Consider the following 26,032-nt stretch of genomic DNA (forward strand, 5'->3'; position numbering starts at 1 on the left):
GTGTTACAGCGTGCCAATGAGAGCCAGCTCTGCCTTGAGCTGCTCGGCATTCAGTTGAGAAAGCGGTAAAGCCAGGAAGGCTTGGATACGGGTTTTGATCTGCTCCAGGGTGGCTTCAAAAGCCGCCTCTATCTCTTCTTGAGTTCCGTGGTATTCCGAAGGATCAGCCAATCCCCAATAGGCCTTGGTGGCCGGTCCGAAAAATACCGGACATGCCTCCCCGGCAGCCTTGTCGCACACCGTGACGACGTAATCAGGTGCCAAGTTCATATGGGCATCACTGGACTTGCTGGACAGCCCGAGCGTCGAGATACCGGCCTTTTCCAACGTTTTGAGACTCAGCGGGTGCACTTCGCCTATGGGTTGACTACCCGCGCTGTAGGCTTTCATGCCGTCAGGCGCCAAATGATTGAAGACCGCTTCACAAAGGATGCTGCGGCAGCTGTTGGCAGTGCAGAGAAAAAGGATTTTCATCGAGCGGTCTCATAGTCGAGGGCGGAATCAAGCGACCTTGTTTTCACAGCACACGGCTGCACGTTCAGGACGGTCACCCATTTCATCAAGGCGCTTGGCATCAGGGCTTAACCAATGCTTGTTGCTTTCGAACGTAATCGTCAGCACTTGATGAACCCAATCGGGGAGATTTGGGTGCAGCCGGTAATAAACCCATTGGCCTTGCCGACGGTCCGAAAGCAGACCACACGTGCGCAACTGCGCCAGATGCCTGGATATTTTTGGCTGACTCTCGTTCAACGCGCAGGTCAGTTCGCAGACACAAAGCTCCCCTTCCCGCGTGATGAGCAGCATGGTGCGGACACGGGTTTCATCAGCCAGGCATTTAAAAACAGTGGTGGGTGTCAGATGGTCAGCCATATGGATTCTCAGCGTTTGGTTTTCACCAAGACAAACATCTTGATGCGCTCATGAATTTCATGAAGCGTGTGGCGAAATGCCTCGGGCTTGGTGCTGGCGACCGGATCCTCGAAACTCCAAGCCAACACTTCGCCAGCACCCGGTAAGGATTGGCACTCCGCTGCTGCTTTATCGCACAACGTGATGACGAAATCGAAACGCTCACCTCGAAACTCGTCGATCGACTTACTACGCAGCCCTTCGGTACTCACCCCAAGGTGGGAGAGCGCGTCAAAGGTACGTGGATCGACCTGGGTGGGAACGGTGCCGGCGCTGAACGCCTCGAAATGCTCCGAATCGGTATGGCGCAGCAGCGCTTGCGCCAACTGCGAGCGGGCAGCGTTGGCGGTACAAATGAACAGAACACGGGTTTTGCTGGTCATCGTGGAGATCTCAGCTAACATACGGTTTTTCGAATATACGTTTCCATGCATGAGCAGTAAAGCCGTAGGCCGAAGAAAACTCTGAAAAAGTCATATTCTCCGTTCACTCCACTGCCAAGCCTCACATTTACTGGGATAGCACAAAATTACCCAGCAGAACTTCAGCGTGTGTATCTGGAAAATCGGATATATGAATTTTGTAATAAGCCTGTCATGCACTTGGGGGTAGCCTCGGCTCCGATCCAACCAACCTGGAGCCTGAGAGATGAAAAAACTGACAATCACCATCGCCTTGTTGACCACCCTGTTTACGGGCATTAGCTTCGCGAGCCAGTACGACAAGCCCGGATTCTTTACTAAAGTGGAAGACGGCCGCCTTTGGGTCTTCTATTCCGGCTCAGAACAGTTGAAGGAATTCAAGGCGCACGGCGAGCCGGCGAAGCAGTACACGGCAGTCGGGGCAGGCCCAGAGGGGATGACCGTTAAGTCCGGTGACGAGAAAGCGCTCAAAGACTATTTGAGTAGGGTCAAGAAATAAAACAGCTACCCGGATCCACCCTGAAACAAGGGGTGGATCCGGTAGATGGATGCTAGCCTTTGCAACAACCAGGCGAGGCCCGAGACGCGACTTCAACAGCGTCGCCTCCAGCCCCACAATAAGAGCGCTGAACTGTCGAAACCTCCGATCGATCATCAGCCTCATCGAAGTTCGAGTTGCAAATGCCAGTCTCCGGAAGGACCAGCTCAACCCTTTTCGCCGCATCCCAATCGCCGGCCAATGCCGCGACAACAGACCGTATCTGCTCATAGCCCGTCATCAACAAAAACGTCGCCGCTCGGCTATAGCTTTTCATTCCCACAATGAACAAGTTTTCCTCGGGATGCGACAGCTCTACCGCGCCATGGGGCCTGACCGTACCGCAGCTGTGCTCGTTGGGATCAATCATTGGTGCGAGCACCACTGGGCTTTGGGTCGCAGGATCGAGTGCGATACGTAGCTCGCTGAGCAGGCTCATGTCAGGGCGGAATCCAGTCGCCACAATCAGCTCGTCCGCGGGTGGAAGTAACTGCCCTCCCGCCTTCACGACCACTCCCTGGCCATCGCCGGCAATCTGATCGATAGCGACGCTCCTGAACAGCTCGATCACGCCGTCATCCAACAACCGGCGAATCTTCAGGCCGAGCTTTCCGCGCTCTTCCAATTGGTCATGTGCACCGCCACCCAGAATGCGCTCAAGAGAGTTACCCCGGATCGCCCAGAGCACTTTGGTTTGCGGCGCCTCCTCAGTCAGTCGCACCAGATCCTGAAGGGCGTTGAACGCGGAGTGACCACAACCTACCACCAGCACTCTTTTGTTGGCATAACGATTCCTGGCGCGCCCCAACACCTCCGGAATGCCGTACGTAATGTGCGCTGCATGCTCAATCTCGCCTAAAGCAGGGATGCCATGGGCGCCCATCCAGTTGGGTGTCAGGTAGGTGCCCGAGGCATCAATGACAGCGCAGGCCAGCACATCTTGTTCACCCGCTGCTCCTGCGACACGCAGTAAAAAAGGCGCTGCCGATCTGCCCTGGGTCTTCATCACATCCTGACCGAGGCGCGTGACCGCCAGAACACGGGTCTTGAGCTGCAAGTGACGCTTGATCTGGTCCAGGTCCGCGAGCGGTCGAACAAATCGGTCCAACAGTTCACGGCCCGTTGGATACTCGTTTTCCGGTGGTGGAATCCAACCATTGGCGAGCAAAAGCTTGGCCGCCTCCTTGTCCACGTTAAACTGCCATGGAGAAAACATCTTCACGTGCGCCCATTCTTCAATACTGGACCCGGCTTTCGGACCAGCTTCCAGAATCAGCGGTGTGTGACCTCTGGCCAGCAGGTGAGCGGCGGCGGCAAGGCCCACTGGACCCGCGCCAATGATGGCGACCGGAAGTTGATTGTTTTCCATGTTCGAGTCCTTCTTCAGGCTGGCTGATTGATCGGAAACAGGCGCTCGACAATCGCACAGTCGAGCCAGCGACCTTCGAGGCAGGCGTGTTTTTCATACACCCCCACCTGGCGGAAACCGCAGGCTTCGCACAAAGCGAGGCTGGCGTGATTGAAGGTAAAAATGCGTGAAAGGACTTTCCAAAATCCGTGCGTTTCGGCTTCTTTCAACAATGACTGAAGTAACTGCTTGCCGAGTCCCTGACCGCGAATACTGCTATCCAGGTAGATGGAAAAGTCCGCAATGCCGTCGTAACAGGCGCGAGCGCGGTAACTACTGAGCCCAGCCCACCCAACAACCTGATCCGCCTCATCGACCATGACCAACACCGGATAACGCTCAATAGAGTTGATGCGTTCAAGCATGTCTGCCGGGCTTCGAGGTGTCGTTTCGAACGTAGAGCTGCGTTCTTCGATTCCCTGGTTGTAGATGGCCGCAATTGAAACTGTGTCGTTGGGTTCAGCTGAACGAACTCGCATTTGGGAGCCCCATTGAGTTGGTAGTAACAACATTATTGGCAAAAAAAGGGAAGCGCTCCCCTTTCAATCCTTCTTCACGGCTGGGCAGCAGTCACTCGCGAGCCCGCAGCGAATCTCCGTGGCCCGTGTAATCTGCCTGAGCAAACTCAGCGCTCCTTGCCTGGCTTCAGCCGAGAGGTTCTCGATCATCCCTCGCTCCTCAGCAATCAGGTCAGCTCTGATTTTCTCGTATAGCTCACGTCCAGCACCCGTTACCTGGATCCGCACTGCACGCCGATCCTCATCATCCTCAACGCGGGACACATACCCTTTGCGTTCCAGGGTATCTACCACACGGCTTGCCGTGCTTTTGTCCAAGAACATTTCTTCTGCCAACACCTGAAGGCGCAGAGCGCCCTTCTTGACCAGCGTCTCGACGGCATAACATTGGGTTACTGATACGTCATAGCAGCAGATCCGATCCCGATCCCGAAACTGATAGACGCGTACCAACTGGTTCAACGCCTCATACAGGTCCTCGGCATCCTGGGCCAGTTGATCGTTTTTACGCTTCGTCATAATCGTCACAAATTAGTTGTTAGGTGCAACAATAAGCCTGATCTGTCGAAATCGTCAACACTGACTCTCGGTTGACGTTAGTCAATGGAAGGCGCTAGCTTGTTGTTACTGACAACAAACGTATGGACGTACCGGTTGTGACACTTCCAGAGCAGATTCATCCTCCGATCAATCGCTCCAGGCTCGTATGGGCCATGGGGTTCACCCAGATTCTCGCCTGGGGTTCGACCTACTACTTGCCGGCGGTGCTTGCGTCTCCGATAGCCAAAGAGACGGGATGGTCCATGACCAGTGTGGTGGGCGGCCTGTCCTGGGGGCTACTGGTAGCGGGTGCGTCCTCGCCGGCCGTTGGTCGTCAGATTGACCGCCGTGGTGGGCGTTCTGTCCTGGCCGCCAGTTCGCTGCTGCTGGCTCTCGGCATGCTATTGATGGGACTCGCGGACAACATTGCCACCTACTATGTCGCCTGGACCTTGATCGGCGTTGCCATGGCGGCAGGCCTATACGACGCCGCCTTCTCAACCTTGGGCCGACTTTTTGGGGAGGAGGCTCGAACGTCAATCACCGGGCTGACCTTGTTGGGTGGCTTCGCCAGCACCATAGGTTGGCCGGTGATTGCGGGACTGGAGAGTTGGATCGGCTGGCGAAACGCCTGCCTTACCCTCGCCGCAGCTCATCTGCTGATCGGATTGCCCATCCATGCGTTGTTGATTCCTGGAAGCACAAAGCAACCGCCCCACCCCGTAGCAGTAGAATCACCCAATGTATCCGAGCTTCGCCCTAGGGCCACCCACCAATTGTTTTTGCTGATTGCCGCCATGCTGACGGTTCTGGCGCTGGTCGTATCAGGTATCTCAGTACACCTGCTCAATGTCCTCAAGCAATTGGGCATCGCGACTGCCGTGGCCTTAGCCATCGGCATGGTGATTGGTCCTGCGCAAGTTTTGGCACGGGTGGCGGAGTTTTCCGTAGGCAGGCGCCTCCATCCAACCTGGTCCGCACGGGCCGGTGTGTTGCTGTGTTTGATTGGGCTTGGGCTGCTGATTGCAGGCCTGCCCTGGCTGGCCTTTGTGGCGATAGCATTTTACGGCGCCGGTAACGGCATCCTCACCATCGCTCGCGGTACCCTCCCCTTGGCGCTGTTCGGGCCTCAAGGATATGGCGTACGAATGGGACTGCTCGCAAGACCCGTCCTGGTCGCCCAAGCCTGCGGCCCCATCGCCGCCGCTTACGTTCTGGACAGCTTCGGAGCATCAGTTCTGCTAAGCGTGATGTGCGGGCTTCTGTTGCTGTGCTTCATCGCCACTTGGCGCCTGCCAACTACACAAAAAGACATGTAGACGCAGTGCTGAGCGGGAAAACTGATTCCTGGCATCAAGCGAACACGGGGTGCGATGCATTGTCGATGTAGCGCATCAAACTGGGGATGATGTGAGAAGCATCTGGCCCAACGCCTCTGAGGGTGGCCGAGGCAAAATTGCGCTGCTTCGGTAATCCCACGAAATACAATCCCGGCACATGCTCCGCCTCTCCGTTGCGTTGAGTCAGACTTTCGTTTCCCGCCACGTGCAGACCTGCCAAAAAACCAAGATTCGGACGAAACCCTGTCGCAAAAATCAGACTGTCCACCTCAGCATGCTGCCCATCAGCCCAGATAACGCCCATTGGCGTTACCTGCGTGAACATTGGTTTGCGTTCAAAAACTCCCCGCTTCATGGCTCGACGATAGGTGCCGTCATCCAGCACAGGGGTACTTTGATCATTCAACCAACGAGTCTTCTCCAGTCCTGTCCACTTGAGCCAAGCATGGAAATCCACACCGAGGACCTTTTGCGGAAAAAACCGAATCGATTCCCTCGTTGCCAATACGACTCGGCTGACTTGAGCCAACTCATGGGCAATTTGTACAGCCGAGTTGGCCGCACCGATGACCACGACGCGTTGATCACCGAAGCCGTCGACATTTCGGTAATCCGCACTGTGTAAACGTTGCCCGCGAAAACTTCCCAGCCCTGGAATGTCAGGAGTGAAAGGCTGATTGAATCCACCTGTGCAAACGATCAATGCTTTTGAGCGGAAACACCGGCCATCAGATGTGTGAAGCAAAAATAGTCCATCCTCCCTACGCACTTTCTGGACGCGTGTGTTCTGCCGAATGGGTAGCTGGAAAACGTCCGCGTACTGCTCCAGATAACGTACGACTTCATCGCGTAGCGGGTAATGCTTGGCTTGCGCCGGAAAAGGCAATCCAGGTAACGATGAATAAGCAGCAGGGGAAAAAAGTCTCAGATTGTCGTAATAATTGCGCCAATTTCCACCTGGCTGGCTCTCGGCATCCAGGATAAGAAACCTGAGGTTCTGCTGCTGCAGATGCCAACCGCACGCGAGCCCAGCTTGGCCCGCACCAACAACGATGACATCCGTGGACTCGTTAACTACGTTCATATGTGCACATCCATGCATATATACAGATAAATAAAAACTACTTTGGTGCACCAGGGCAGCAAAACGGGGCCAGACTCTTCATGTGCTGGAGAATGGCTTCGAGCCGTGTCACCACCGCCGGTCCATCCACCTCATAGAACATCTGCCGACTGACCTTGGTAGCACGGACGATGCCCGCCTCTAACAGCACTTGCAGATGTCGGGATACCACTGAACGCTCTTGAGGCAGCCCTTCGGCAATCTCGGCGATATCCGCTCGCCCCAGTTGCATGACTCGCTTGAGCACAGCTACCCGCGACGGCTCGCACAGAGCTTTGAAGAAAGCGCCATCGAGAGACTCGATTGCGGCGTCAATTGCGAGGGTTCGGTTAAGCATTCGATTAGTCATGCGATTGACTATATGTGCATTGATATGCACACGTCAAAACTCTGCAATTGCACCTCTCCTAAAGCTAAAAGCTGCGCTGTGAAGGAAACCAACTCCCCCGCGAAAACTTACAATTTAAGGTGTAACCCCATGTGGCGTTGGTAAAGATTCCACCGAGAGCCAGCAATTTTGTAGGGGTAAAAAAGCTATAAAATAAAAAGGGGTCGCGAGATAAAATCTCGCAACCCCTTGAATTATATGGTCGGGACGGAGTGATTCGAACACTCGACCCCTAGCACCCCATGCAAGCGGACACCTCTACAGCCCGCTAAACACAAGGCTTCGCGCCTGGCGCTCGCTGCAACGATGCCTAACAGTGCGGAACCGTAATTTACGAAGTCACTCGTAAAGTCACTGCGCCATTTTAGGCTATCCCCGGCGTCCTGCCGACGAACACCACTCCCCAAACCTGCAACACCTCATTTACTGTGCGCACATACAGTATTTGAGTTTTACGCTATGAACGTAGACATGGACACCGATGATTGGCTCGGCTGCCCCACTCCGCTGGAGATGTACCAGCACCAATGCTCAATTCTCGTAGATGAGCTGGTCGAGACCGAGCGCATGCTGCGTCGAGCACGGTCGAATATCGCCGGGCTGGTGCAGATGAATGATTTGCTGACCAGCTTGAAAGCCAAAGCCGAGACGGAGCTCAAATTGGCGCTGGCAGACCTGAGCCGCGCTCACGTTGATGGCTCGGAAATGAGCAAAGAGATCACGAGCCTGAAGATGATCTCCAGCCAGAACGAGCACCTGCGCATTGAGAGCCAGCGACTTCTGCTCGAACTGGGCGCACTCAGGGGCCACTGCCCTGAATCGCTGGACATGACTCAAGGGGAAGCGGATGGATCAATCTAAACACGCGTGATGCATAAGCATATGTCAACCTGATATCATCAGCTCATTGTCTGCTTGATGGTCTAACAGAAGAAAAAAGCAAAAGGATCAGCGCATGTATGCATTAGGGGTTGTAATTTCATTCAAAATAGCTCTTTTGATATCGGCTTTCTTAGTAATCTCTGAATTAAGAAGAGAGGCTAATTCCTTAAAGAACCTTGGAATGGATGCCTATGAAATCAATAGGTATTATAGGGAGCATTTAACTTCCTCATCTGCAGCTGTGATGCAATGTACTATTGTTGCAGGGTCAATTTTTTCGCTGCTTTCTCTATCGATGATTTGGGTTATTAGCTGAGCTATGGAAGCTACCGAGCGACTGATTTCGCGCATGCCTGACAAGCCCGCAGCGCGATCACTCCTTGGTCGCCGGCGTCGGTGATGGCGATAATTTTTTGAGCATGCGCTGCCGCTTGCAAGGCTGCCGGCAGACGCTCAATACCTTTCGTTAATTAGATTGTGTCGTTACCCATGAAGCCTCCGTCAGCAAAGTGCGCTTTGAAATTTTCTTTGTTACATCCTGTCATTTTCCCGCATTTCGGGCACTGCTGTGTGTTATTGAATAACGTAGCAGTCTCAAAAGTGAAACGGCTCCCTAGCCAAATCCCAGATTTGAACCACGCCCTGCAATGAAGGCATCGCACCTGAATATCTGTTGTTTCTGAATCAGGCATGAATGGCATATTGCTCTCCTCGGATTGGTTGAACTGAAAGCAAAGCATATTGCCAGCAATTAGCAAATTTCGCCTATTCCAGAACGGCCGGTTGGGAATATGGTGCGCTATCGTCAACCACAAAAATCGCAAATTAAGGAATAACGCCATGCTCGAGAAAATTAAGGAACGCATCCAGCAATGGTTCAGGACTGGAGAAGAGGTCTTCCGCTCAAAGTTCGAAAGCGAGCATGAGACAGCCCGCATTACTAGATCCGAAGACGGCACCTATGTCGATCCGGCCATTGAAGCCGAATGGCAGAAAGAACTCGCCATATTCAAAGAGGAAGTAGACATCTCAATGCTTAGATAAGTATTGGTGAGCATCCTTGCTCAGTCGGGCGGCTAGAAGTCCAAAGCCGCCTGGCGAGCAATCTTGTTGTGCCCTTGGTCGTTCGGATGCAGCGTATCGGCAAGATCTGTCGAGGGCTCGATAACCGCGTTTGTATTTGAGATAGCTATATCCAGTCCATCCCCCTTCAAAATTGCCACGTTGGTCGCTATGAGAGCGTTATAGGCGGCAACTCGAGCGTCCGTAGACGAATCACTGCTCCGGATGATCGTCATCGCATTTACGCGTGGTAACACGCCAGACGTCGGCGGGACGCTGATACCTAGAAATGTCGCAGAGCCTCCAGAACCGACGGTGATAATCTTCAATTCTAGGCTGTGCGGCCCATCAGACAATCCACCGATACGCAACGCAGAAGGTCCGACAGCGCCGGCGGCGGCTGGCGATGGGCTTAGAAGCGTCCCGGTGCCAGGGCCGGCAAAGTTAACCGTAGAGCGCAAAACTCCATCAACCCTGACTTCTCCAGTCGCAACATTACCATCCGTTCGCAGGATATTGAGATACACCACTGGCCCGCTAAAAGGGACGGTTACAGTTGCTCCAACGGTTGTTGTGAATCTTGTGAAGATCTTCCCGTAGGAAGAGGTTCCCCAGGATCCGGTGTAGGTGCATGCCGCATTGTTTGGGAACACCTTCAATGTATCAGGCACGGCCAGCCACGATAGGCAGGCTAAGTGACCTGTCGCAAAGCAGTCTTTGCGATCCGCATCATCTAGGTAGACACGGTTATCGTTGGTGCCAATCATCAATGAGGTGGTGAAAGTTGAATCTATGGTGAATGCGAACATCACCGCTGCCTGGTCATAGACCATAGAGGCGGCAACCGCACTGATAGTAACTATGCGTCCTTGATACGTCGCAAGGTTACGCACGTAGCCGTTTGCATAAATGCCACCAACCGGCGTCGAGCCAATGCCGAAAGTAATAGAGTCACCAAATGCAAAATTCGCTCCGTACTGCTTTCCACTGTCAAGGTCGCCTGTGATATGCCAACGATTTGCCGTGATGCGACGGATATTAGCCCGGCCACGAGCTGTGACCTTCGCCACTTTCCCAACTGGCGTGATGATCGATACACCGGCTATTGGCGCAATACGCAACACAGCATCACTATCATTGAAGAAGCCAACCTCAGTATTAGCCTTCCAGGGCACGCTTGCTTCCAACGGAATGCTTCGGATCTTCCCGGCAGCAGCCGCACAGAAATTCAACGAATTGTAATCGGTGGAATCAAGCACCCGATCAAGGGGCAAGTCTGCACGACCCACTTCAAATGTTGATTCCAGTTCAGACTTGAGCGCCAGGGTCAGCAGGAAGTCTTCCAGGGTGCCAGAGCCTCGCCCTACTAGAGTCGTGCCGTCAGCGACCGCAATATCCTGCACTACGCGCGACGTGCCATTGGGCGCGCGGTAGAAAATGTTTAGCGCATTGTTAATTGGTCCAGTGATAGCTCCCACCACCCCAGCGACAAACCGGCTGACCCAAATTGAAGTCGCCGTGTCCTGAGGATCAATAGGATCGAGGACGTTTTTGATTCGGCGATTCTCAGCAAAAAAGTAATCTCTTCCGTACGGCCGCTTCAATGCCCGAGAAAACAGAGAAAAGCCCTGCTGAATAAGCATCGTCAGCCGATCAAACACATCCTCATGCGTTTCAGCCAGGAACTTGCCTTGGTTGCGCAGGCTTGTCTGCTGGAAGGCTTCCATCTCCCTGGCGACCACCAGTTGGCCAGGTCCTGCCAGGGCGGTGGTGGTGACGATGCTCCCGCCAAGATCATTACCCGCACCATTTACGGTGTAATGCGTGCCCAGTGTCAGAACTGTGCTAGCCCCGGCCGGATCTATATAGGTAACAATCAGGTCCTCGCTGGCCAGGAACTTAAAATAGAACGGGTAATTGGTCGTTACCCCGTTGGTCACGAACTCTGCGATGCTGCCGATTGTGCTGACGGTCACGGTTGTGACTCCTTTCCTGGGGGCAAAAAAAATCCCGCTCAATGGCGGGATTCGATGGGGTTGGATTTTCTATCGGGCAATGCCCAGCGGGTCGAGGTAGCTTTGTGATGGTCTGACCAGGAACTTCTGACCGTTCTCTTTTTGAATGTTCTGCTCTGTGCGGCGCAGCGATCCTGGGTTCATCGCCTCTTGCACCGACCACAGAAACAGGTGGTCCATGGCGATGCGGCTATAGAACAGGTTCAGGAAAGGGGTGTTGTTCTGGGCAAGTCGCAGCGCAGAGGACGCGGCGTCATCGCCTGAACGGACTTTGGCCCACAGGTCCACCATATTGGCGGCGGTGCCAAGGGTCGGCCCTGCCAGGCTTTCCAGCGGCTTGTTGCCGAAGCGGCTGACCTCGCCAAACATGAAGTCGCCCATGATCCCGAAGCCACCACCCTGGGTCATCGCGGCCACCCAAGTCTTGGGGTCATCCGCGGGCCGTGGCTGGCGACCTTTTACGGCATCCTTGGCAGACATCGACAGATAGCCGAAAGCCGTGGTCCACAGCATCAGCTGAGCCATAGCAAGGCGCTCTCCATTACCGTTACGCAGAGCGGCGATCAGATCCTTGCTGCCCCTGTACCCCTCGCCAAGTGGTGTCGGCGCATAACCACGGCCAAACAACTCTCGGCCCATGGTCTTTTGCATGTAGGCGGCGGGGAAGCTCTTAAACTGGGTCATGAACCGATTGAGGTCACCCATGATCGTGCCGGGGCGGGTGCCTTGGTTCATGATCGATCGTGTACGTGCATCAGGCTCCAGCACTGCATAGCTGACGCGGTCGTTGACGTAGGCGCGCAGGCTGCGGTCCAGACCCTCACGGGTTTCACGGATTGCCGAGTCTGAGACCTTGCGGCCCTGGTCGGCCAGGTATGCGCTGATGCGCTCATCTGGAATTCCGGGGATACCATCGGTGGTCATGTAATCACGACCGTCGGCCATCCGTGTATCCATCCCGCGCAACAGATCCCACTTGCCCGCGTCGAGGTCATACAAGCCCAGCGTGCGGCGCAAGCCAGCATCCATCGTGCCCCAGGCCCTGCCTTTGTTCTGCGCTAGGTTGTGGGCCATCATCAGGCCCGCACTGGCCTTGTTGGCGTCAGTCCACCAGGACAGGCCGTTCAGCTTGAAGAACAGCGACATGCCCCGCGACATCTTCCCGCCCATCGAATCATCGGCGGAAAAGCGCCGCATGATTTCCCCACGCATCGAGTCGGCATACACGCCGAAGCTGGACAGGATTTCCCTCTGCTCCAGGCTTCCGCGCCCCTTGGCCAGGCCGGCGGTCATCTCCCCCAACGAACCCAAGAAACTCTTGCCCTGATACCGCATTTCACTGGCAGCAACTGGAAGGTCGGTGAAGCTCGAAAGCAGCGCGCCGCCCAGCTTTGACAGCGACTGCCAAGCCCGAACGTTTGCTGCAACCCTGGCCTGCGTGGCATTGCCTGGAATGCGTGTAGCACCGCTGACCTCGGCGAAACGGTTGGCGAGCATCCCGCGCCGCGCGTCATTGAAGTTAGTCAGCGCTTTGGGGTCGCCCGACTTGCGCACGTCCTCGGCCAGGATATCCATGGCCATGTTGAGGTTCGACTCTGGATTGGTGCCCAGGCGCCGCATGATTGCGGTGTTCTGGCCGGCCATGTCCAGGCCGCGCAGCACGGATTCTCGCAGGTTCCCGGTGCCGAACATGGTGTTGTATTCGTGCCAGGCCACCCCATCCTTGAAGTGCAGGACGCGTTCCTGGCTGACCTTTTTGGCGATGTTGGCCGGGCCTTTGAATCCATTTGACGGCGCATCGCTTGGCGCCTTGAGGTGATCGCCAGACACCAAGCCGTCATAAACGCCGCGCAGGAACTGAGCAGGGTTCACGACATCGTCAAAGGTGCGCGGATCCAGTCGAGGCTGAATTTCCTCAATCCACTTATCAAATCCTGCAGAACCAATCTTCTCGCCGTCGTGGCTCTGGCGGGCAATGTAACCGGGCAAGTTGCCGATATTCGCGCCCGCACGGTTCGCATCGATGCGCGCCGCCTCCTGGTATTTCTGGATGGTGCGGGCAATGCTGACCACTTGGTCGTTGAGCTTTGAGGTGTCCTGCTTGGTGCCGATCTTCCACAAGGCGTCGGCGATATCGACGTCGGAGTCGCCCTTGGCCAGGATGCCGGTAAGGTCTTGGCGCTCCAGGTCGTGAATAAATCCACCGATATAGGCATCGCCCAGGGCTTTCTGCTCTGCGGCCACGGACATACGCGAGCCCTGGCGTGCCAGGTTGGTACCGACAAGCAAGGATTCAATGCCAAGGTCTGGTCGGTCTGCAAAGCTGCCACGTACGAACGAAACAATCTCCCCCCGTCGGCGCAGGTTGAGTAAGGCGTTGCGCTTCTCGACAAGCGCCGCGTGCTGAGCCTGCTTGCCCAGCTCGTCTGCTGCTCGCAGCGTGGCCTGCTCCATGCCCAAGGCTCCCTCCCTTGCCATCAACTCCTTGGCTCGCCCACGCAGCAACTCGAAAATCTCGGCAATTTCTCTGTCTTCCAGGTTGCCGGCGGCAGCTCGTACAGCGTCGATGCAAGGCGTCATTGTCCGTTCCTTATGTCGCATACGGCGGCGGCGCGGTATGCCATTGAGTATTGTTCGGCGCGGTCGGCCTGCGCCTGGGCGGCGTCGGCTTCGTCACGGCTGGCGGCGAGAACGTCGGCCCGATCCTTCTCCGGGAGCTGGTCGAGCATTTCCTTAACCAGGGCTTCGTCCTCGTCGAACTGCTGGCGGGTGGCTTCGAATTCGTCCTGGGGCTGGGCCTTGGGCGCGCTGTCCATGCGCAGGCTTTCGGCCTGGCCCTCTGGATCGAGACGGCGAGTAAGTGGGCGCTTTGCGTACTCCAGCGCGCCGGCTGCCTTGCCAGGGGCTTCCAGATCGAACAACGCCTGAACGTCGATATCTCGACCGCTGACGGCCTGGGCCACTGCGGTACGCAATGCGCTATCGCGTACGGTCCAGTCTGCGTCTTGGGCGGTTTCCCTGGCGGTACGGATGGCAGGACCAAGCGGGCGTTGCTGATATCCCTGCATGATCTGCTTGGCGCGGGCTTCAATCTGGGGGCGCAAACGCTCTGGCACCTCGCCACGCTCGATCAGTCCGAGGTCGCGCCGATCAAACTCACCGGCACGGTTGCGCTCCAGCGTGGTGTTGATTTCCGCCTGGCGGGCACCGATCTGTTCACGCTGGGCAGCGATGGTGTCACGGGCTGCGCGCTCGGCCTGCTTGCGGGTCATGCGCTGGCCCTGGAACTCTTTGGCCAAGTCCCTGAAGGTTGCATCAAGGCCCATGGCCTGCTGTGTCAGCGCCAGGCGTTCAACGCGCAGGTCGCCCACATTGCCTATGCGCTCGCCGGTGAGTGTTGAGCGAATTTCTTCTACCGCCTGCCGCTCTGCATTGCGGTACAGGGTTGCACCGTCGGCGTCCAAGTCGCGGGCAAGTGCACCACGCAGCGCCGTTTCGGGGTCCTGATCAAACATACGATCGAAGTCGGCAGCGCGTAGGGATTGCGGGGCCTGGCGCTCCGTACCATTCAGCACGCTTTCAACTTGCGGCGGGGCTTCCGTGGCAATTCGGCGGCGTAGCGCATCCGATACAGCGCCGCCAACGGTATGTAGCCCCCCACCGAGCAAGCCACCCATGGCGATGTTGGCCAGGGAGTCGGACAGGCCGTATTCGGTCTGGTCTTGCTGAGCAGCCAGAAGGGGTAGCGGTTCAATAATCGCGGCACCTACGGCGCCCTCAACTGCGCCTACACCGGCGCGAATGCCGGCTTGCCCCAATGGTGAGGCTGCGCGCCCCAGCATTGCTGCATAGCGCGCCTCACCCACCACCGGCACGAACGCCGATGCAATATTGAGAGGATCCAGCAGCGATGCGGAGATGCCGGCCGCTAACTGGGTTCCGAAGGATCCACCATTTGCCCGCGCCATAACCTGCTGGCGTGCGGCCTGCTCCCGGTGGCGATCGATAAGGATGTCCAGGGCGCCCTGGCGGATTCCCTGTTCGGGGATTTTGATATCCAGGCCCATGCCTGAAACCTTGTCGCGAGCGGCCTGCGCGTCGAGCAATGGCGTATCCGGGGCCAATCGCTGCGAGGGAAGCCGGCCCAGGCCTGCGCCAACTTGCGGGGCGCCTATTTCCTCATCCTCCAGCGCCTGCATGCGGGTAATTGAAGACGTCGGGTTGGTTGCGTATGCACCACTAAAGGATGCATCCCACACTTCGCCGGAGTCGGCCGGGATATCGAGCATGGTCCGCCGATCAAGAACCGGCGCATCACCTGCATAAATGGTCATGGCATGAGCCCCATTGGTGCAACGCGGTACTGGTCAGGCTCGCGCAACCCTTTCTGCTGCAGGTCGGCCCAGCTACGGGTGATAGGCAGGCCATCCGCGCCGCGCACCCGGTAACCGTTCAGGGTCAGCGACAAGCCGCTCTCGTCTTCATTCGGCACCCATTGCCCACTGCTCTGGAGTGCATCGTGCAACTGCTGGCGGTTCTGTTCCTCGGTAACACCAGCGAAGCCTGGCAGCGGCATCAGTTCTTCGGGCTTTATCTGGCGCATCGCCTGGGTTGCCCCACGGTTAACGGCCTGAGTGTCCTGGTTTTTGGGCACGCGGTAGGTGCCGAAGAAGTCATACTTGTCGTTGACCATTCCGCCAACCACACGCTTGGCGGCGTCCTTCGGGTTTTCACCTTGAAGCACGTAGGACGTGGCTGTGCGCAATGCTGCCTTGTACATAGTGCTGTAGGTGTTGATTCCGCTCGACTGGCCTTGCAGTGATTCGGCAAACGGCACCATAGCCTCTTGCACGGACTGGGTGATTTCATCCTTCTGGCCTTTCTGCAAGCCCGCATTCAGCTCGCTATCCTTGATGGCTGCCACCGACGCCATGCGCTCTGCCACATCCTTGGGCAGGCCGGTGGCAATAACCTGGGCCTCGGCTGGCAGCTTGCTGCCCATCTGCTGTAACACGGTGGGGAAGTCTTTACCCCACAGCTCTTGCTGCTGCTCAATCATCGTTGCAGCATTCTCGCCACCATTGATCTGTGCGTTGAAGTTCGCGGCCATCTGATCGGCAGCGGAATCCGGCAACAGCTTGGGCTGAGCAACACCCAGGCGCTGCTGCTCGGCCAGCGTCGTGCGTGCATACGCCTGGTACGCCTCGGGGGTTCCAGCTTCCTGGGCAGTGGCGAATGCGCGCTGCACCGTCGGGCTGTACTTGGCGACATAGGCGGCGGGGTCGGTCTGCTGTTGTTTCATCAGGCCCACGCCAACATTGGTCAGGTGCTGATAGAGCTGGTTATCTTCTTTGAATCCGTCGCCTGCTTTGCCGTCTTGGGCTGGCTGAAACTTGCCCAGGATCTGCTGGCGCTCCTGCGGATCGGCGGTGGCGAACTCTCGAATGGCCGGGGCCAGGGCTTGCACCTTGGCGAATTTTTCGTATTGCTTGGCGCCCTGCTCCGGCCCGTACGCTGCGGCAAAATCCACCCTCGACGGCGGGTTATCGAAGTCAAGGCCCTGCGAATAGGCAGCGCTGGCATCCTGCACGCGGCTCCCCAGCTCCATACGGTTGATGGCCTGCATCTGGCGGGCCTCTACCTGGCGCTGGCGCGCTTCAGCCTCAAGCCTGCGAAAACCCTGGTCGATACCGTTGCTTGCGCGGATCTGATCTTCAGCCGTCATCGTGTCCTTATAGGACTCGTAGTAGCTCTTGGCCTTTTGCGGCGAGTCGATCAGCATCCGCTGGATAACGGCGGTGGACATGCCACTATTAGTTTCCAGGCGCTCAGCCTGTGCCGCCTCTGGCGACAACCCCAGGCGTTCTGCACGACTGGACAGGACCGCATCGACCTTCTGCCTGTACTGCGCAACCTTGGTCGGGTCTTGGTATTCCAGTGCGGCACCCTGCATGGACGTTTCAAGCTGGGCCTTTTCGACTTGGCCGTAATAATTCTGGCGCTCTCCGTACTCGTAGCGGTTCAGGTCGCTCGACAGCGAGTTGCGCCGGCTGTTGACGATCTGCGCATACCTGGCCTTCTGCTGATCGTTGGTCAGGGTTTTGGCAATCTCTGCCTGGGCCTTTTCGAACTGGTCCAGGGTCTGGTTGGTAACATCCAGCGCGTTTTGGCCTTTGCGTGTGTAGGCGCCGCTCTCGCCGTACATGGTCTGCTGCTGCCACTTGGTGAGCTGGTTATCGGCATCCATCAATAGCGCGGTGTCGGCCTTCTCGCGCTCTTTATCCATGAGCATCTGCGGGCCGCGCCCAACCGACTGCAGGCCCTGGGCAATCGAGGTGGTATCAGGCGCAACGCCCTGCAACTGGACGGGCCGGGTTGGCTGCTGCTGGACCTGTGCCGTGTCATATGTCGGTACCCGTGGCATTAGCGAGCCCCCGCGAACGAACCAAATGCACCACCAATGCCGCCCAGGATCGATCCCATGGCGGCGGTCTTGCCGTTCTGCACGGTCTGGTTGGCATTGAGCAAGTCTTGCTTGGCCTGCACGCGGTAGCCGTATGCTTCGCGGGCGGCGTTGTTCTGGATCGTCAGCGCGTCCAGCTCGCCGAGCATGGCGGTGTCGTCTTGCAACTGGGCAGAACTGCCACTGTTCACGTCGATCCCGTTGGCGGCCTGCACGCTGCGCTGGGTGCCGACTGCCTGGCCAGTGCGCACGCGCTGCCAATCTGCCGAGGTGTTGCCGGCGTTGATCGTTTCGTCAGCAGTTTGTCGCTTGAACGCGGCGTTCTGCTCCATCATTCCAGACTGGAACTGTGCGTTTTGCTTCTGGCCCTGGGCCTGCATCATGCTGCCGGCCAAGCCAATGGCTACGGGTATCAATGCCATCCAGCACATGGTTATTCCTCTCGGTTCAGGGTGAAGGGATAGAACGGTAGGCGCTTGGGCCCATACGGGACGGCCTCGCCGAAGTCGAAGCCCAGCCATTTCAGCCAGCGAATGGCCGAGGTGTTGCGGGCGTCGACGTAGTTGATGAGGTGGCGGTGCCGGGTCAGCATCCCTTGCACCTCGGGCTTGCAGACCTTTAGGAAGGCGCGGGCATGACGTTCAACATGGGTGGTGCTGATCAGCCAGGGCACGCCAACCGATCCAAGAAGGCTGTGCACCGCATCCCCAAACACGGCGACGATGTGGCCGTTAACCACGATCTTGCGGGCGTTGAGGCTGTCATTGATGCCGGACAGCAGCTCACGCTCCAGGGATACGCCGAGACCTTCGACAATCTCGTCGATATCGGCCTGGCGCACGTCGCGCAGGATCGCCGGGATATCCTCTGGCTCGATGGGCAAAACTTCAGCGACCACCAATGGTCACCTCCGGGATCACCGCCAGCACGGATAGCGGCAGCGGGTCGGCCTGCCGAATAAACACCCGGCCCTTGCCCAGCCAGTCGTTGGGGATAGAGATTTCCGCTTGTCCGGTCAACAACTCGATAGGCGACTCATAGTCATCACGACCGGTCTTGTGTGGGTACAGGCTGTTTTTATCCTTACCCGCAAAGATGCCCCGCGATTCCTCAACCAGAACGATCAAGCTGTTGACGGCGATCTTCTTGTCTAGCACCGTCTCATTGGCGTTCTTCAACTCAAGGTCGAGGGTTTCCATGTCGGATATGTATTGCAGCCCTACGTGGGCGATGCCCGCGGCTTCCTGCAATGCAACGGAGCCGCCCGTAACCACGCGCTGCGGGTGCACGCTGCCGTCGGCCAGGATTGAAACGGTCTTGCCTTCCAAGTGGCCCAGGCCGGACAGCGTTTTGACCTGGCGGGCCCAGGCAGATACGGCCACACCGCGCAGCGGCACTGGGCAGATGATCAGCAGCTTGACCGTGACCACGCCGGGGCTGGTGTAGCCGACCACCTCAACCCGCACAATTTCTGTAGCCGGGTCACCGTTCTCGTCGGTCACCTGGCGCTTCAACGAGTAATCGACACCCACGCTCCCCGCTGTGAACGGGGTGTGGCCGACCGCTGTCATGGTGACAACTTCGGGAAACTGCCAGGTTGTACCGCCGGACAAGGTGAAGGTCTTGGCGGCGTCGGTGTTGCGCCCATCGTAGGTCAGACCGCAATCAACAAAGAACGCGTCCTCAATACTGGTTATCTGGCGGCTTTCCATGCGCTCTATGTAGCGCTTCTGCACGCCATTGATGTTTCGGCGCACCACCATGTACAGCACGTCTTCCTGGCCTTCTGGAATGCAGGCGATCGACTCGACGAAGCCGTCAGTGTCGTGCCAGTGCCAGCCCACCAACTGCTGTTCCGGAACGTAGGTCAACCCCAGCAGCACGCCGTCATCACGCACATACCAGACAATCGAGTCGGGCACCTTCTGGTAGGCAACGTTCGTCAGCTCCTTGCCCTTGAACAGGTGAGCACTGAATAGCGTCAGGTCATCAGCGGCAAAGCCATCAGCATTCAGGGAGTAACCGAACGATGACACCCGGTTGCCACGCGCCTGGACGTACACGGCGCTGTTTCCCACCACCACGGGCGGCACGATAGCTGTGCCGTCGTAGCCCTCTGGAACGGCCTGCACGGTCTTTGCTGACAAACCTGTGTCACCGCCTGAAATGGTGAACTCTGCGCCCGTGGTGAGCGCCAGCAGCTTGCGCAACCCCAGCAGGTGGCGAACCCGGTTCACCTTGTTACTGCTCAAGGTGAAGGTGATCGCGTCATCGTCCTTGTTAGGGACGGAATAGCCGAAGTTCTTGAATAGGCCGGTCTTGCTCGTCCACACGGTTTGTGGCTGCAAATTGCTACCGGCAAATATCAGGCGCTGCTGGTAATACACCACGGCGCCCGGGAAGTTACCGGCGCCGACAAAGGGGTCATTGCCGTTCGGTGGCGTATCGGTCTTGACGGCTGTGATGTTCTGGTCCGTGAAGGTGGTGCCGGTGGCGCGACCGATGAATCCGTAGATCCCGGCGCCGGCGTTGTCCTTGTAGATGATGTAGTAAGTCGCACCGGTAACGGCAGGCCAGGTGATGGTTGCTGACGCAACGTCTGTGTGGGTCGTTACCGGGTTGGACGTGGCAGGCAGGGACTCATCCAGGGTGTTGCCGTCATCCAGCACGGCGGTGACCTGGTAGCGCCAGGTTTGGGCCGTGCCAGTGCCGCCACCGCTTACCGCCGTGGCAGATGCTGGCGCAGCAATGCGCGGGGCCAGGTTGATTTCGGCGGTGGTCCAGTTGTCGTGGGCCAGGCGGTTCAGTTCACGCGGCTTGTACCCTGGCTGCGCGAACGTCATCACGTCGGCGGACTGAGTGTAATTCAGCGACGCCAAGTCATTCTGCGTGTACGGCATGGCCAGTTCGAAGGGCGTGCCGATGTTGGGGCCGGCGCCGTACAGCACCTGGCCACCGTCCTTGATAACCCGCATGTTCAAGTCGCCAAACGCCAGGACGTAGGTCTGCACATCGTTGAACTGGAACGGGACCAGCCGGCAAAGCTTGGTCGAATCTTTGACCTCGGCCACCAGGCGCGTCCCCGCGCGGTTACGCACGCCGCCGTAGGGCATGACCATGAAGTTGCGACACAGCTTGAGGCCCGTGTAGTAGCGGGCAATGTCGGTACGCGCACTGGCAGACGGCGACAGTTCGCCCGCCGCGAAGGTCGGTTGGAGTATTCCGCTCATGCTCGCACCGTAATGAATTCAGATTCAGGCTCTGGATCGTCCTGGGATTCCTCCAAAGCGGAACCCTCAGCGATGGTCAGCGCCATTTGGTATTGCTGGGCAGCGAACTGCTGCAGGTCAGGCTTGGAGCTGAGCGGCAAAGCCAGGTCCATCGCCAGGCGCCAAGCCAGCGCGTCAGCAAACTGAGGGTCGAAGAACGTGGAGTCCTCGACCTTGAAGGTGAAGCGGCACGCAGCCTCGGGCTGGTCGGTGTGAATCACCCGGCCGCCGGCGTCGTACCCAATCTTGTATGGGATCTGCATATCGCTGGTGAGCGAGCGGCGAAACCCTGGCTGTACGATGTCACGCACTTGCAGGCAGTCGGCCGGGTACCGATAACGGTAAGCCCAGCCAGGAGCAGGGCTGCCCAGGCTTGCCAGTGCAACTACAGATTCCGCGAATGGCCAGGGAAACGCCTGCAACACCAGCTCACGCAGCGGGGCATAGAACACACGGCACAGTTCGGCCGCCTTGCTCTTTTCCGTGAACGAAACGATGGGCTGCGTGTGCGCAACCCGCGACAGCGCGATGTTGCAAATCTCTACGTCGCTGGACATTCGGGAACCTCAGAAAAAGAAAAGGGCCCCGAAGGGCCCTGTGGGTTTGTTGCTGGTGATCAGGCGTCTGGCAGTCCGTTGCCGTTGGTGTTGTCTTGGCCCGCACCGCCATCACCGCCAGCGTCCTGCTGGATGGTTGGCACAATAACTTCGCCACCAGCATTCAGCCGGGCGGCTTCCACTTCCGCTTCCGCCTTGCTGCCGATGAACTCGCCAACCCGCTGGTCCTTGTCGTCCTTGATCACGTACTTGCCCGCAGCACCACGCGCAGCAACGTAGCCCAGGCCCAAGCCACCAGCGTCCTGCTGGATGGTTGGAGCCTTCGCAGCCCCCAATTCCTTTAGATTGCTGCCCGGGCTATCAATCTCCAGCACGACAGTTTCTTTGGGCTCATAGAGTCGGCCATTGATAAACGACCGCTCAAGCACTTCATAGCGCTTAGGCATTGGTCTGCACTCCAGCAACGATGCCGGCGGTTACCTTGCCCAGTGTTGGGGCGGTGCCAGTCACGGTGTAATTGAGGCGCAGGAAGCGTTCTGTTTTCTGCGGCAGGGTAATGACCGGGGTCTGGTAACCCAGTTTCAGATCGGCCAGAGGGACCACTACCGAATACAGCGAGCGGGCCGAGGAAAACGCCGAGTTGTCATCGGTCTGTAGCTCGATAGTGAGGCTGGTCAGGGTGTTGAACGCTTCAACAACCTGAATGACCAGGGGAATGTCACCGGCGCGGCCTACGTCCTTGTTGTCGCCACGGTCGATAACGTCGGTCGAAGCTGCGGAGGCAGTGATTGCCTGGGCGTTCGACATGAGCAGCTTTGCGTCGAAAAGCATGATGGTCTCTCCTGAATAGGGGAAAGCCAGGCAGTCGTTAGACTACGCGGGCTTCGGTGTTGAGGATGGCGTCGATGCGCTTGATTGGGATGCCCAGGAACTCGGGGATCTTCTTGCCGCCGTACTCGCCCAAGGTAAGGTTGACGTTTTTGGAGTTCATCGCCTGTTTGTGCAACCACGACTGAATAGTGCGGTTGGCATAGATGATGGTCCGGCCCTCGCCCTGCTCCGGGTTGTCGATGCGGTACAGAGCATCAATCATCAGATCAATGATGTTCGCGCCGGTCGCGCCATCGCGGGCCAACTGGGTGACATCGATGTTCGCGATACGGCTGTTTGCGCGCCAGTCACGGACGGACATACCGATATCCCACTTGAAGTGATCGCGGTACGCCTCGAAGTCGCCGCCGTTTTCAGCGCGGGCGGTTTGCTGGCCCAGGAACTTGTGCTGAAAGCCCGCCACGCTGCCTTTCGGATACAGCAGGTGGGTAGACATCTCGCCCCAGGTCACAAACCAGATGGAGGTGTTGGTGGAGCCGGTGCCACCCGCATCGACGATGTTGGCGCCCGACTCTGCCGACTTATCGTTGTAGCGCGGCGCCAGGCCCAAGAACGCCTGAGGCTCTGCCTGAGTGTTGCCGTAGATCATGTAACGGGCGGCTTTGTTGTTGAAGCCCTGCAACTTGGCCATGTTTTCGGAGGTGCGGAAAGCATCGGCGTTACCGCTCAGGTCAGCCAACGCCTTATCGACCAAGCCGTAGTCTTCCATCATGCCGGTGGTATCCAACACGGGCACGGTGGTTGATTTGCTTGGCTGAATGCCTTGGTTGAACATCCGCCACGTTGGCTCAGGGATACCGGAGCGCATGGTGGTCTTATGCTTGGAGCCGTCGTTGCACTCCTGGTACTCGGCGTCTTGAAGAATGTCGTTACGCTTAGCCATCAGCTCAACGATCTTCATGACCTTTTTGGTGCTGTCTTCCCTGCTGAACTTATCGATCAGGGTCGGCATGGTGGAGGTAAGGATGCCCATCTGTGTATCTCCTACGGTTTATGAATGCCTTAGCTGAAGGCGTCAACAATGGTCATTTCTTTGGGTGCATTGGTCTGGCTGCCGGGCATGACGAACTTGTCTTCCGAGATAGCCGCGCTGATGCGGTGGCAGAACTTGAACAGCGACGGGTGGTTGCCCAGCCCGGAGGTATTCAGCAACTCGGTCAATGCCGGGTCACCGAAGGACTGAATAACCTTGATGGCGCTGGCTACGCTCTTCTCATAGTTCTCACCGCCAATTTCAGGGTCGTTCTTAATTTCTGCTGCCCAGTCCTGGGCCTGCTTGGTGACGGCGGCTTGGTATGCCTCGGCCTGCTTGTTCGCCAGTTGCGATTGGAAGTCGATAAGTTGCTGGGCCTTGGCCTGCGGGATGTTCAGTTCCTTGGCTAGGTTCTTGAACTCGCCCAGGATTTCCACATCCATCTCCATGCCTTCTGGCAGGGTGAAGTCCTCATAGGCTTCCGGGGCACCGACGGGCTTGTCCTTGCCATCAGCGTCCTTGCCTTCGTCCTTGGGCTTGCTCGCATCGTCCGGCTTGGCGTCATCAGGCTTCGGTGCTGGAGCATCTGTAGGAGCGGGCGGGGTCAGTACCGAGCTTTCAGCCGCTGGGGCCGGGGCTTCAGCTGTGGGAGCGGGAGCCGATACATCACCACCACCGCCACCGCCCGCATCAACCTCGCTCATGTACACGCGGCCAAGCAGCTTCATCATCAAAGGGCTCATTCATCTGTCTCCTGGGGTTGTTCAGCAATCGGCTTTGGCGCGTTCTCGGCAGCCATGACCGCGTACAGCGATGGCGTCAGGTCATTGACCTGGCTCAAAAGAAGAAGGCCAACATTGCGTTGGCCTTCGTTGAAGTTCGTGATTGCGTCGGTGGGGCCTATTGAGCCCTGGAAAATCTTGCAATGGCCCAGGGTTCGCCACATGAAGCGGCGCCCTCGACTGTCGTCCATCAGCCACTTGAAGTCAGCGATGTCCTGCAACTCCTGCTCGGTGGGTTCCTGTCGCTCGGTCATTACATCGCCCCTACAAGCGCGGTCAGGGCGTTATCCCCTCCCGTGTCGGTCTGGCTAAGCGCCTGGGCGCCCTGAATGACGCTGCCCAGCTCCTGCTGCATCTGCTGGTTTTGTTGCGCCTGGGCACGCTGCTCGCGGATCTGAGCAACTATGTCATCAGCCCGTACCAGCGTTGGGGGCACGCCGATCAGTTCAAAGTATTGGCGCATGGCTTCATCGGAATCGAGCAGGTCCAGCGCTTCGGTGCTTTGGGTGACGGTGGCCACGGTGCCGGCGAACCCGATAGCGCGCTCAATGCTCGATACACCGATGGCCTTCTGTGCCTGGGCCAGAATGCTGGTGAACTCAATGCGCAGATCCATGTTCGCCAGTTCTTTCGGCGGCGGCGGCAACAGTGGTGCACCCGGCAACATGCCGGTCCAGCGTGGGATCGACTGTTCCAGCATCTGGTTGAAGTACATATCGACCAGAGGGTCTAACAGGTCATCTGTCTGGCGCTCCAGCACTGGCCCGAGCATCAGTAGCTTCTCTTCCTTCCGGGTGGCAATTTCGTACGCGGTGCGCACGCTGTCCATTTGGCTGATCATCAGGAACAGATCGACGAAGAACGCGGTGTCAATGATCGAGCTGTCAGCGGCAATCTCGCCACGCAGTTGGCCGAGCCAGGCAGGTTGGACCTCATACAGCGGTGCGAACTTGGCCCCAACCTGCATATCGTTCAGGTAGGTAATGCTGCCCGGCAGGATGGAGGCGCGCTGATTCTTGAGGCTGGCCGGTGCACCCATCGGCGGGCGCACGCCCTTCTCCAACAGTTCAGCCTTACGGCGCTCCATCAGCTGGATGGCCTTGGTGGTTCCGATACACATAGAGCCGGGGCCGGAGCCGTACACATCCTCGCCCAGCACGTCCCAGCGCGGAGCCATTACCGGGAACACCTTGAAACCGGATTCACGCAGCATCGAATCCTTGTCGCCGCTCTTCTCCCAGTACACAGACCGGAACGGCATGTTGGTGTTGTCCTTGCGTCCCTTCTCGCGGGTGTCGTTGGGCTCGATCCCGTGGCAGATATCAACCCAGGCATCTGGCTTGCTGGTCAGCAGGTTGCGCGCCGTGGTGCTCATCTTGTCCTTGCCGAATTGCTGTTCCATCTGGCGGGCAGTCATGCGGAAGTCACGATAAAGCGTGTCCACCTGGTTGCGGCTGTTGTTGGCGAGCATGTAACTGCCGATAGCCAGGGGGTACGAGCGCAACAAATCGCTGTCGTCCGGCATCACCACCATAGGCGCGGTACCGAAAATGCCTTCTTCGCTGTAGCGGTTGGGCAGAACGCTGTACAGGTTCGACCTGGCCATAACCTCCCGCATGGCCGTCTCGGCGGCGTAAAGCCATTCTTTGACCGGTCCATAAGCCATCAGGCCAGGGTCAGGCGTGCCGAACTTCACCCATGGCGATGCAGGGTTGGTCATGCCCGTGTGCATACCGGCGCCCAGCGTGCGAGCCGCAAACGTCGCTTGCGGGTTGATGATCTTCTGATCACGGCGCTTGCCGTCGTTGGTGTCGGTGTTGTTCCAGCGGCCAGAGCGCGGGCTGATGAAGTCGCCCAGCTCTTTCCAGTCAGGCAGCCAGTTGCTGTCGCGCTCGCTCTTGAGAGCGGTGTAGCGCTTCTCGCAACGTTCGCGCAGGGAGTCAGCCAAC

Annotated in this window: 26 protein-coding genes, 1 tRNA gene and 1 pseudogene; 4 read left to right on the plus strand and 24 right to left on the minus strand. The window is 57.7% G+C overall.

All coding sequences use genetic code 11. The annotated features are described in order from the left end of the window. Window positions 1–3 precede the first annotated feature (3 nt). The 3 genes from KVH01_RS11235 to KVH01_RS11245 are packed head-to-tail and all read right to left on the minus strand — an operon-like array spanning window position 4 to window position 1,295. A complete protein-coding gene (locus KVH01_RS11235) occupies window positions 4–474 on the minus strand; it encodes an arsenate reductase ArsC (protein ID WP_217881498.1) in 471 nt (156 codons plus the stop codon). 27 nt (window positions 475–501) lie between these two features. Then, complete coding sequence (locus KVH01_RS11240; protein ID WP_082112043.1) at window positions 502–873, minus strand: metalloregulator ArsR/SmtB family transcription factor; 372 nt, start codon at window positions 871–873, stop codon at window positions 502–504. Between the two features lie 8 nt (window positions 874–881). Next, complete coding sequence (locus tag KVH01_RS11245) at window positions 882–1,295, minus strand: arsenate reductase ArsC (RefSeq protein WP_217881499.1); 414 nt, start codon at window positions 1,293–1,295, stop codon at window positions 882–884. A gap of 265 nt (window positions 1,296–1,560) precedes the next feature. On the opposite strand from KVH01_RS11245, the gene KVH01_RS11250 reads away from it, so the two are divergent. Next, window positions 1,561–1,833: a hypothetical protein gene (locus tag KVH01_RS11250; RefSeq protein WP_053183713.1), complete on the plus strand. Its 273-nt coding sequence runs from the start codon at window positions 1,561–1,563 to the stop codon at window positions 1,831–1,833. Between the two features lie 52 nt (window positions 1,834–1,885). On the opposite strand, the gene KVH01_RS11255 is transcribed toward KVH01_RS11250, so the two are convergent. From KVH01_RS11255 to KVH01_RS11265, 3 genes are all read right to left on the minus strand, one after another. After that, the gene (locus KVH01_RS11255) at window positions 1,886–3,241 is read right to left on the minus strand and encodes an FAD-dependent oxidoreductase (protein WP_217881500.1); all 1,356 of its coding nucleotides are present in this window, start codon (window positions 3,239–3,241) and stop codon (window positions 1,886–1,888) included. A gap of 14 nt (window positions 3,242–3,255) precedes the next feature. Continuing rightward, complete coding sequence (locus KVH01_RS11260) at window positions 3,256–3,759, minus strand: arsinothricin resistance N-acetyltransferase ArsN1 family A (RefSeq protein ID WP_217881501.1); 504 nt, start codon at window positions 3,757–3,759, stop codon at window positions 3,256–3,258. A 63-nt stretch (window positions 3,760–3,822) separates the two neighbouring features. After that, window positions 3,823–4,317, minus strand: a complete 495-nt coding sequence (locus tag KVH01_RS11265; protein ID WP_217881502.1) for a MarR family winged helix-turn-helix transcriptional regulator — start codon at window positions 4,315–4,317, stop codon at window positions 3,823–3,825. A 122-nt stretch (window positions 4,318–4,439) separates the two neighbouring features. Between KVH01_RS11265 and KVH01_RS11270 the strand changes: the two genes are divergently transcribed. Next, the gene (locus tag KVH01_RS11270) at window positions 4,440–5,657 is read left to right on the plus strand and encodes an MFS transporter (protein ID WP_225924154.1); all 1,218 of its coding nucleotides are present in this window, start codon (window positions 4,440–4,442) and stop codon (window positions 5,655–5,657) included. A gap of 34 nt (window positions 5,658–5,691) precedes the next feature. On the opposite strand, the gene KVH01_RS11275 is transcribed toward KVH01_RS11270, so the two are convergent. From KVH01_RS11275 to KVH01_RS11285, 3 genes are all read right to left on the minus strand, one after another. Continuing rightward, window positions 5,692–6,762: a flavin-containing monooxygenase gene (locus KVH01_RS11275; RefSeq protein WP_217881503.1), complete on the minus strand. Its 1,071-nt coding sequence runs from the start codon at window positions 6,760–6,762 to the stop codon at window positions 5,692–5,694. Window positions 6,763–6,799: 37 nt separating this feature from the next. Continuing rightward, window positions 6,800–7,150, minus strand: coding sequence for an ArsR/SmtB family transcription factor (locus KVH01_RS11280; RefSeq protein ID WP_053183710.1), 351 nt, complete (start codon window positions 7,148–7,150; stop codon window positions 6,800–6,802). 238 nt (window positions 7,151–7,388) lie between these two features. Then, window positions 7,389–7,457, minus strand: a tRNA-Pro gene (locus KVH01_RS11285). Between the two features lie 191 nt (window positions 7,458–7,648). Between KVH01_RS11285 and KVH01_RS11290 the strand changes: the two genes are divergently transcribed. Next, entirely contained in the window at window positions 7,649–8,050 is a 402-nt protein-coding gene (locus tag KVH01_RS11290; protein ID WP_217881504.1) for a hypothetical protein, read from the plus strand. 347 nt (window positions 8,051–8,397) lie between these two features. Here KVH01_RS11290 and KVH01_RS29815 read toward each other — a convergent pair. After that, window positions 8,398–8,496, minus strand: a pseudogene (locus KVH01_RS29815) (lysis protein); the annotation flags it as partial. A gap of 415 nt (window positions 8,497–8,911) precedes the next feature. Between KVH01_RS29815 and KVH01_RS11295 the strand changes: the two are divergent. Next, a complete protein-coding gene (locus KVH01_RS11295) occupies window positions 8,912–9,115 on the plus strand; it encodes a hypothetical protein (RefSeq protein ID WP_217881505.1) in 204 nt (67 codons plus the stop codon). A 32-nt stretch (window positions 9,116–9,147) separates the two neighbouring features. Here the strand turns inward: KVH01_RS11295 and KVH01_RS11300 are convergent, their stop codons facing one another. The 14 genes from KVH01_RS11300 to KVH01_RS11365 form a co-directional block, all read right to left on the minus strand. Continuing rightward, a complete protein-coding gene (locus KVH01_RS11300; protein ID WP_217881506.1) occupies window positions 9,148–11,109 on the minus strand; it encodes a hypothetical protein in 1,962 nt (653 codons plus the stop codon). 69 nt (window positions 11,110–11,178) lie between these two features. After that, the gene (locus KVH01_RS11305; RefSeq protein WP_217881508.1) at window positions 11,179–13,728 is read right to left on the minus strand and encodes a hypothetical protein; all 2,550 of its coding nucleotides are present in this window, start codon (window positions 13,726–13,728) and stop codon (window positions 11,179–11,181) included. Further along, window positions 13,725–15,482, minus strand: coding sequence for a hypothetical protein (locus KVH01_RS11310; protein ID WP_225924155.1), 1,758 nt, complete (start codon window positions 15,480–15,482; stop codon window positions 13,725–13,727). The genes KVH01_RS11305 and KVH01_RS11310 overlap by 4 nt, the downstream gene beginning before the upstream one ends. Further along, the gene (locus KVH01_RS11315; protein ID WP_225924156.1) at window positions 15,479–17,572 is read right to left on the minus strand and encodes a hypothetical protein; all 2,094 of its coding nucleotides are present in this window, start codon (window positions 17,570–17,572) and stop codon (window positions 15,479–15,481) included. The genes KVH01_RS11310 and KVH01_RS11315 overlap by 4 nt, the downstream gene beginning before the upstream one ends. Next, on the minus strand, window positions 17,572–18,033 hold the full coding sequence (locus KVH01_RS11320; RefSeq protein ID WP_143192531.1) for a hypothetical protein: 462 nt from the start codon (window positions 18,031–18,033) through the stop codon (window positions 17,572–17,574). The genes KVH01_RS11315 and KVH01_RS11320 overlap by 1 nt, the downstream gene beginning before the upstream one ends. 11 nt (window positions 18,034–18,044) lie before the next feature. After that, window positions 18,045–18,509, minus strand: a complete 465-nt coding sequence (locus KVH01_RS11325) for a phage protein Gp13 family protein (protein WP_217881509.1) — start codon at window positions 18,507–18,509, stop codon at window positions 18,045–18,047. After that, the gene (locus tag KVH01_RS11330; protein ID WP_217881511.1) at window positions 18,499–20,841 is read right to left on the minus strand and encodes a hypothetical protein; all 2,343 of its coding nucleotides are present in this window, start codon (window positions 20,839–20,841) and stop codon (window positions 18,499–18,501) included. Before KVH01_RS11330 ends, KVH01_RS11325 begins: the two co-directional genes overlap by 11 nt. Next, window positions 20,838–21,437 (minus strand): hypothetical protein, encoded by a 600-nt coding sequence (locus KVH01_RS11335; protein WP_217881513.1) that lies wholly within the window; start codon window positions 21,435–21,437, stop codon window positions 20,838–20,840. Before KVH01_RS11335 ends, KVH01_RS11330 begins: the two co-directional genes overlap by 4 nt. A 59-nt stretch (window positions 21,438–21,496) precedes the next feature. After that, window positions 21,497–21,883, minus strand: a complete 387-nt coding sequence (locus tag KVH01_RS11340; protein WP_217881514.1) for a hypothetical protein — start codon at window positions 21,881–21,883, stop codon at window positions 21,497–21,499. Further along, window positions 21,876–22,268 carry a Bbp16 family capsid cement protein gene (locus KVH01_RS11345; protein WP_057700677.1) on the minus strand — a complete coding sequence of 131 codons (393 nt, stop codon included), beginning with the start codon at window positions 22,266–22,268 and terminating at the stop codon, window positions 21,876–21,878. The genes KVH01_RS11340 and KVH01_RS11345 overlap by 8 nt, the downstream gene beginning before the upstream one ends. 37 nt (window positions 22,269–22,305) lie before the next feature. Continuing rightward, the gene (locus tag KVH01_RS11350; protein ID WP_217881515.1) at window positions 22,306–23,301 is read right to left on the minus strand and encodes a major capsid protein; all 996 of its coding nucleotides are present in this window, start codon (window positions 23,299–23,301) and stop codon (window positions 22,306–22,308) included. 29 nt (window positions 23,302–23,330) lie between these two features. Further along, on the minus strand, window positions 23,331–24,044 hold the full coding sequence (locus tag KVH01_RS11355; protein ID WP_217881516.1) for a hypothetical protein: 714 nt from the start codon (window positions 24,042–24,044) through the stop codon (window positions 23,331–23,333). Next, window positions 24,041–24,337, minus strand: coding sequence for a Bbp19 family protein (locus KVH01_RS11360; protein WP_217881518.1), 297 nt, complete (start codon window positions 24,335–24,337; stop codon window positions 24,041–24,043). Before KVH01_RS11360 ends, KVH01_RS11355 begins: the two co-directional genes overlap by 4 nt. Further along, window positions 24,337–26,031, minus strand: coding sequence for a portal protein (locus KVH01_RS11365; RefSeq protein ID WP_217881519.1), 1,695 nt, complete (start codon window positions 26,029–26,031; stop codon window positions 24,337–24,339). The genes KVH01_RS11360 and KVH01_RS11365 overlap by 1 nt, the downstream gene beginning before the upstream one ends. Between the last annotated feature and the right edge of the window lies 1 nt (window position 26,032).

The sequence above is a fragment of the Pseudomonas khavaziana genome, from assembly GCF_019145205.1.
Lineage (GTDB): Bacteria > Pseudomonadota > Gammaproteobacteria > Pseudomonadales > Pseudomonadaceae > Aquipseudomonas > Aquipseudomonas khavaziana.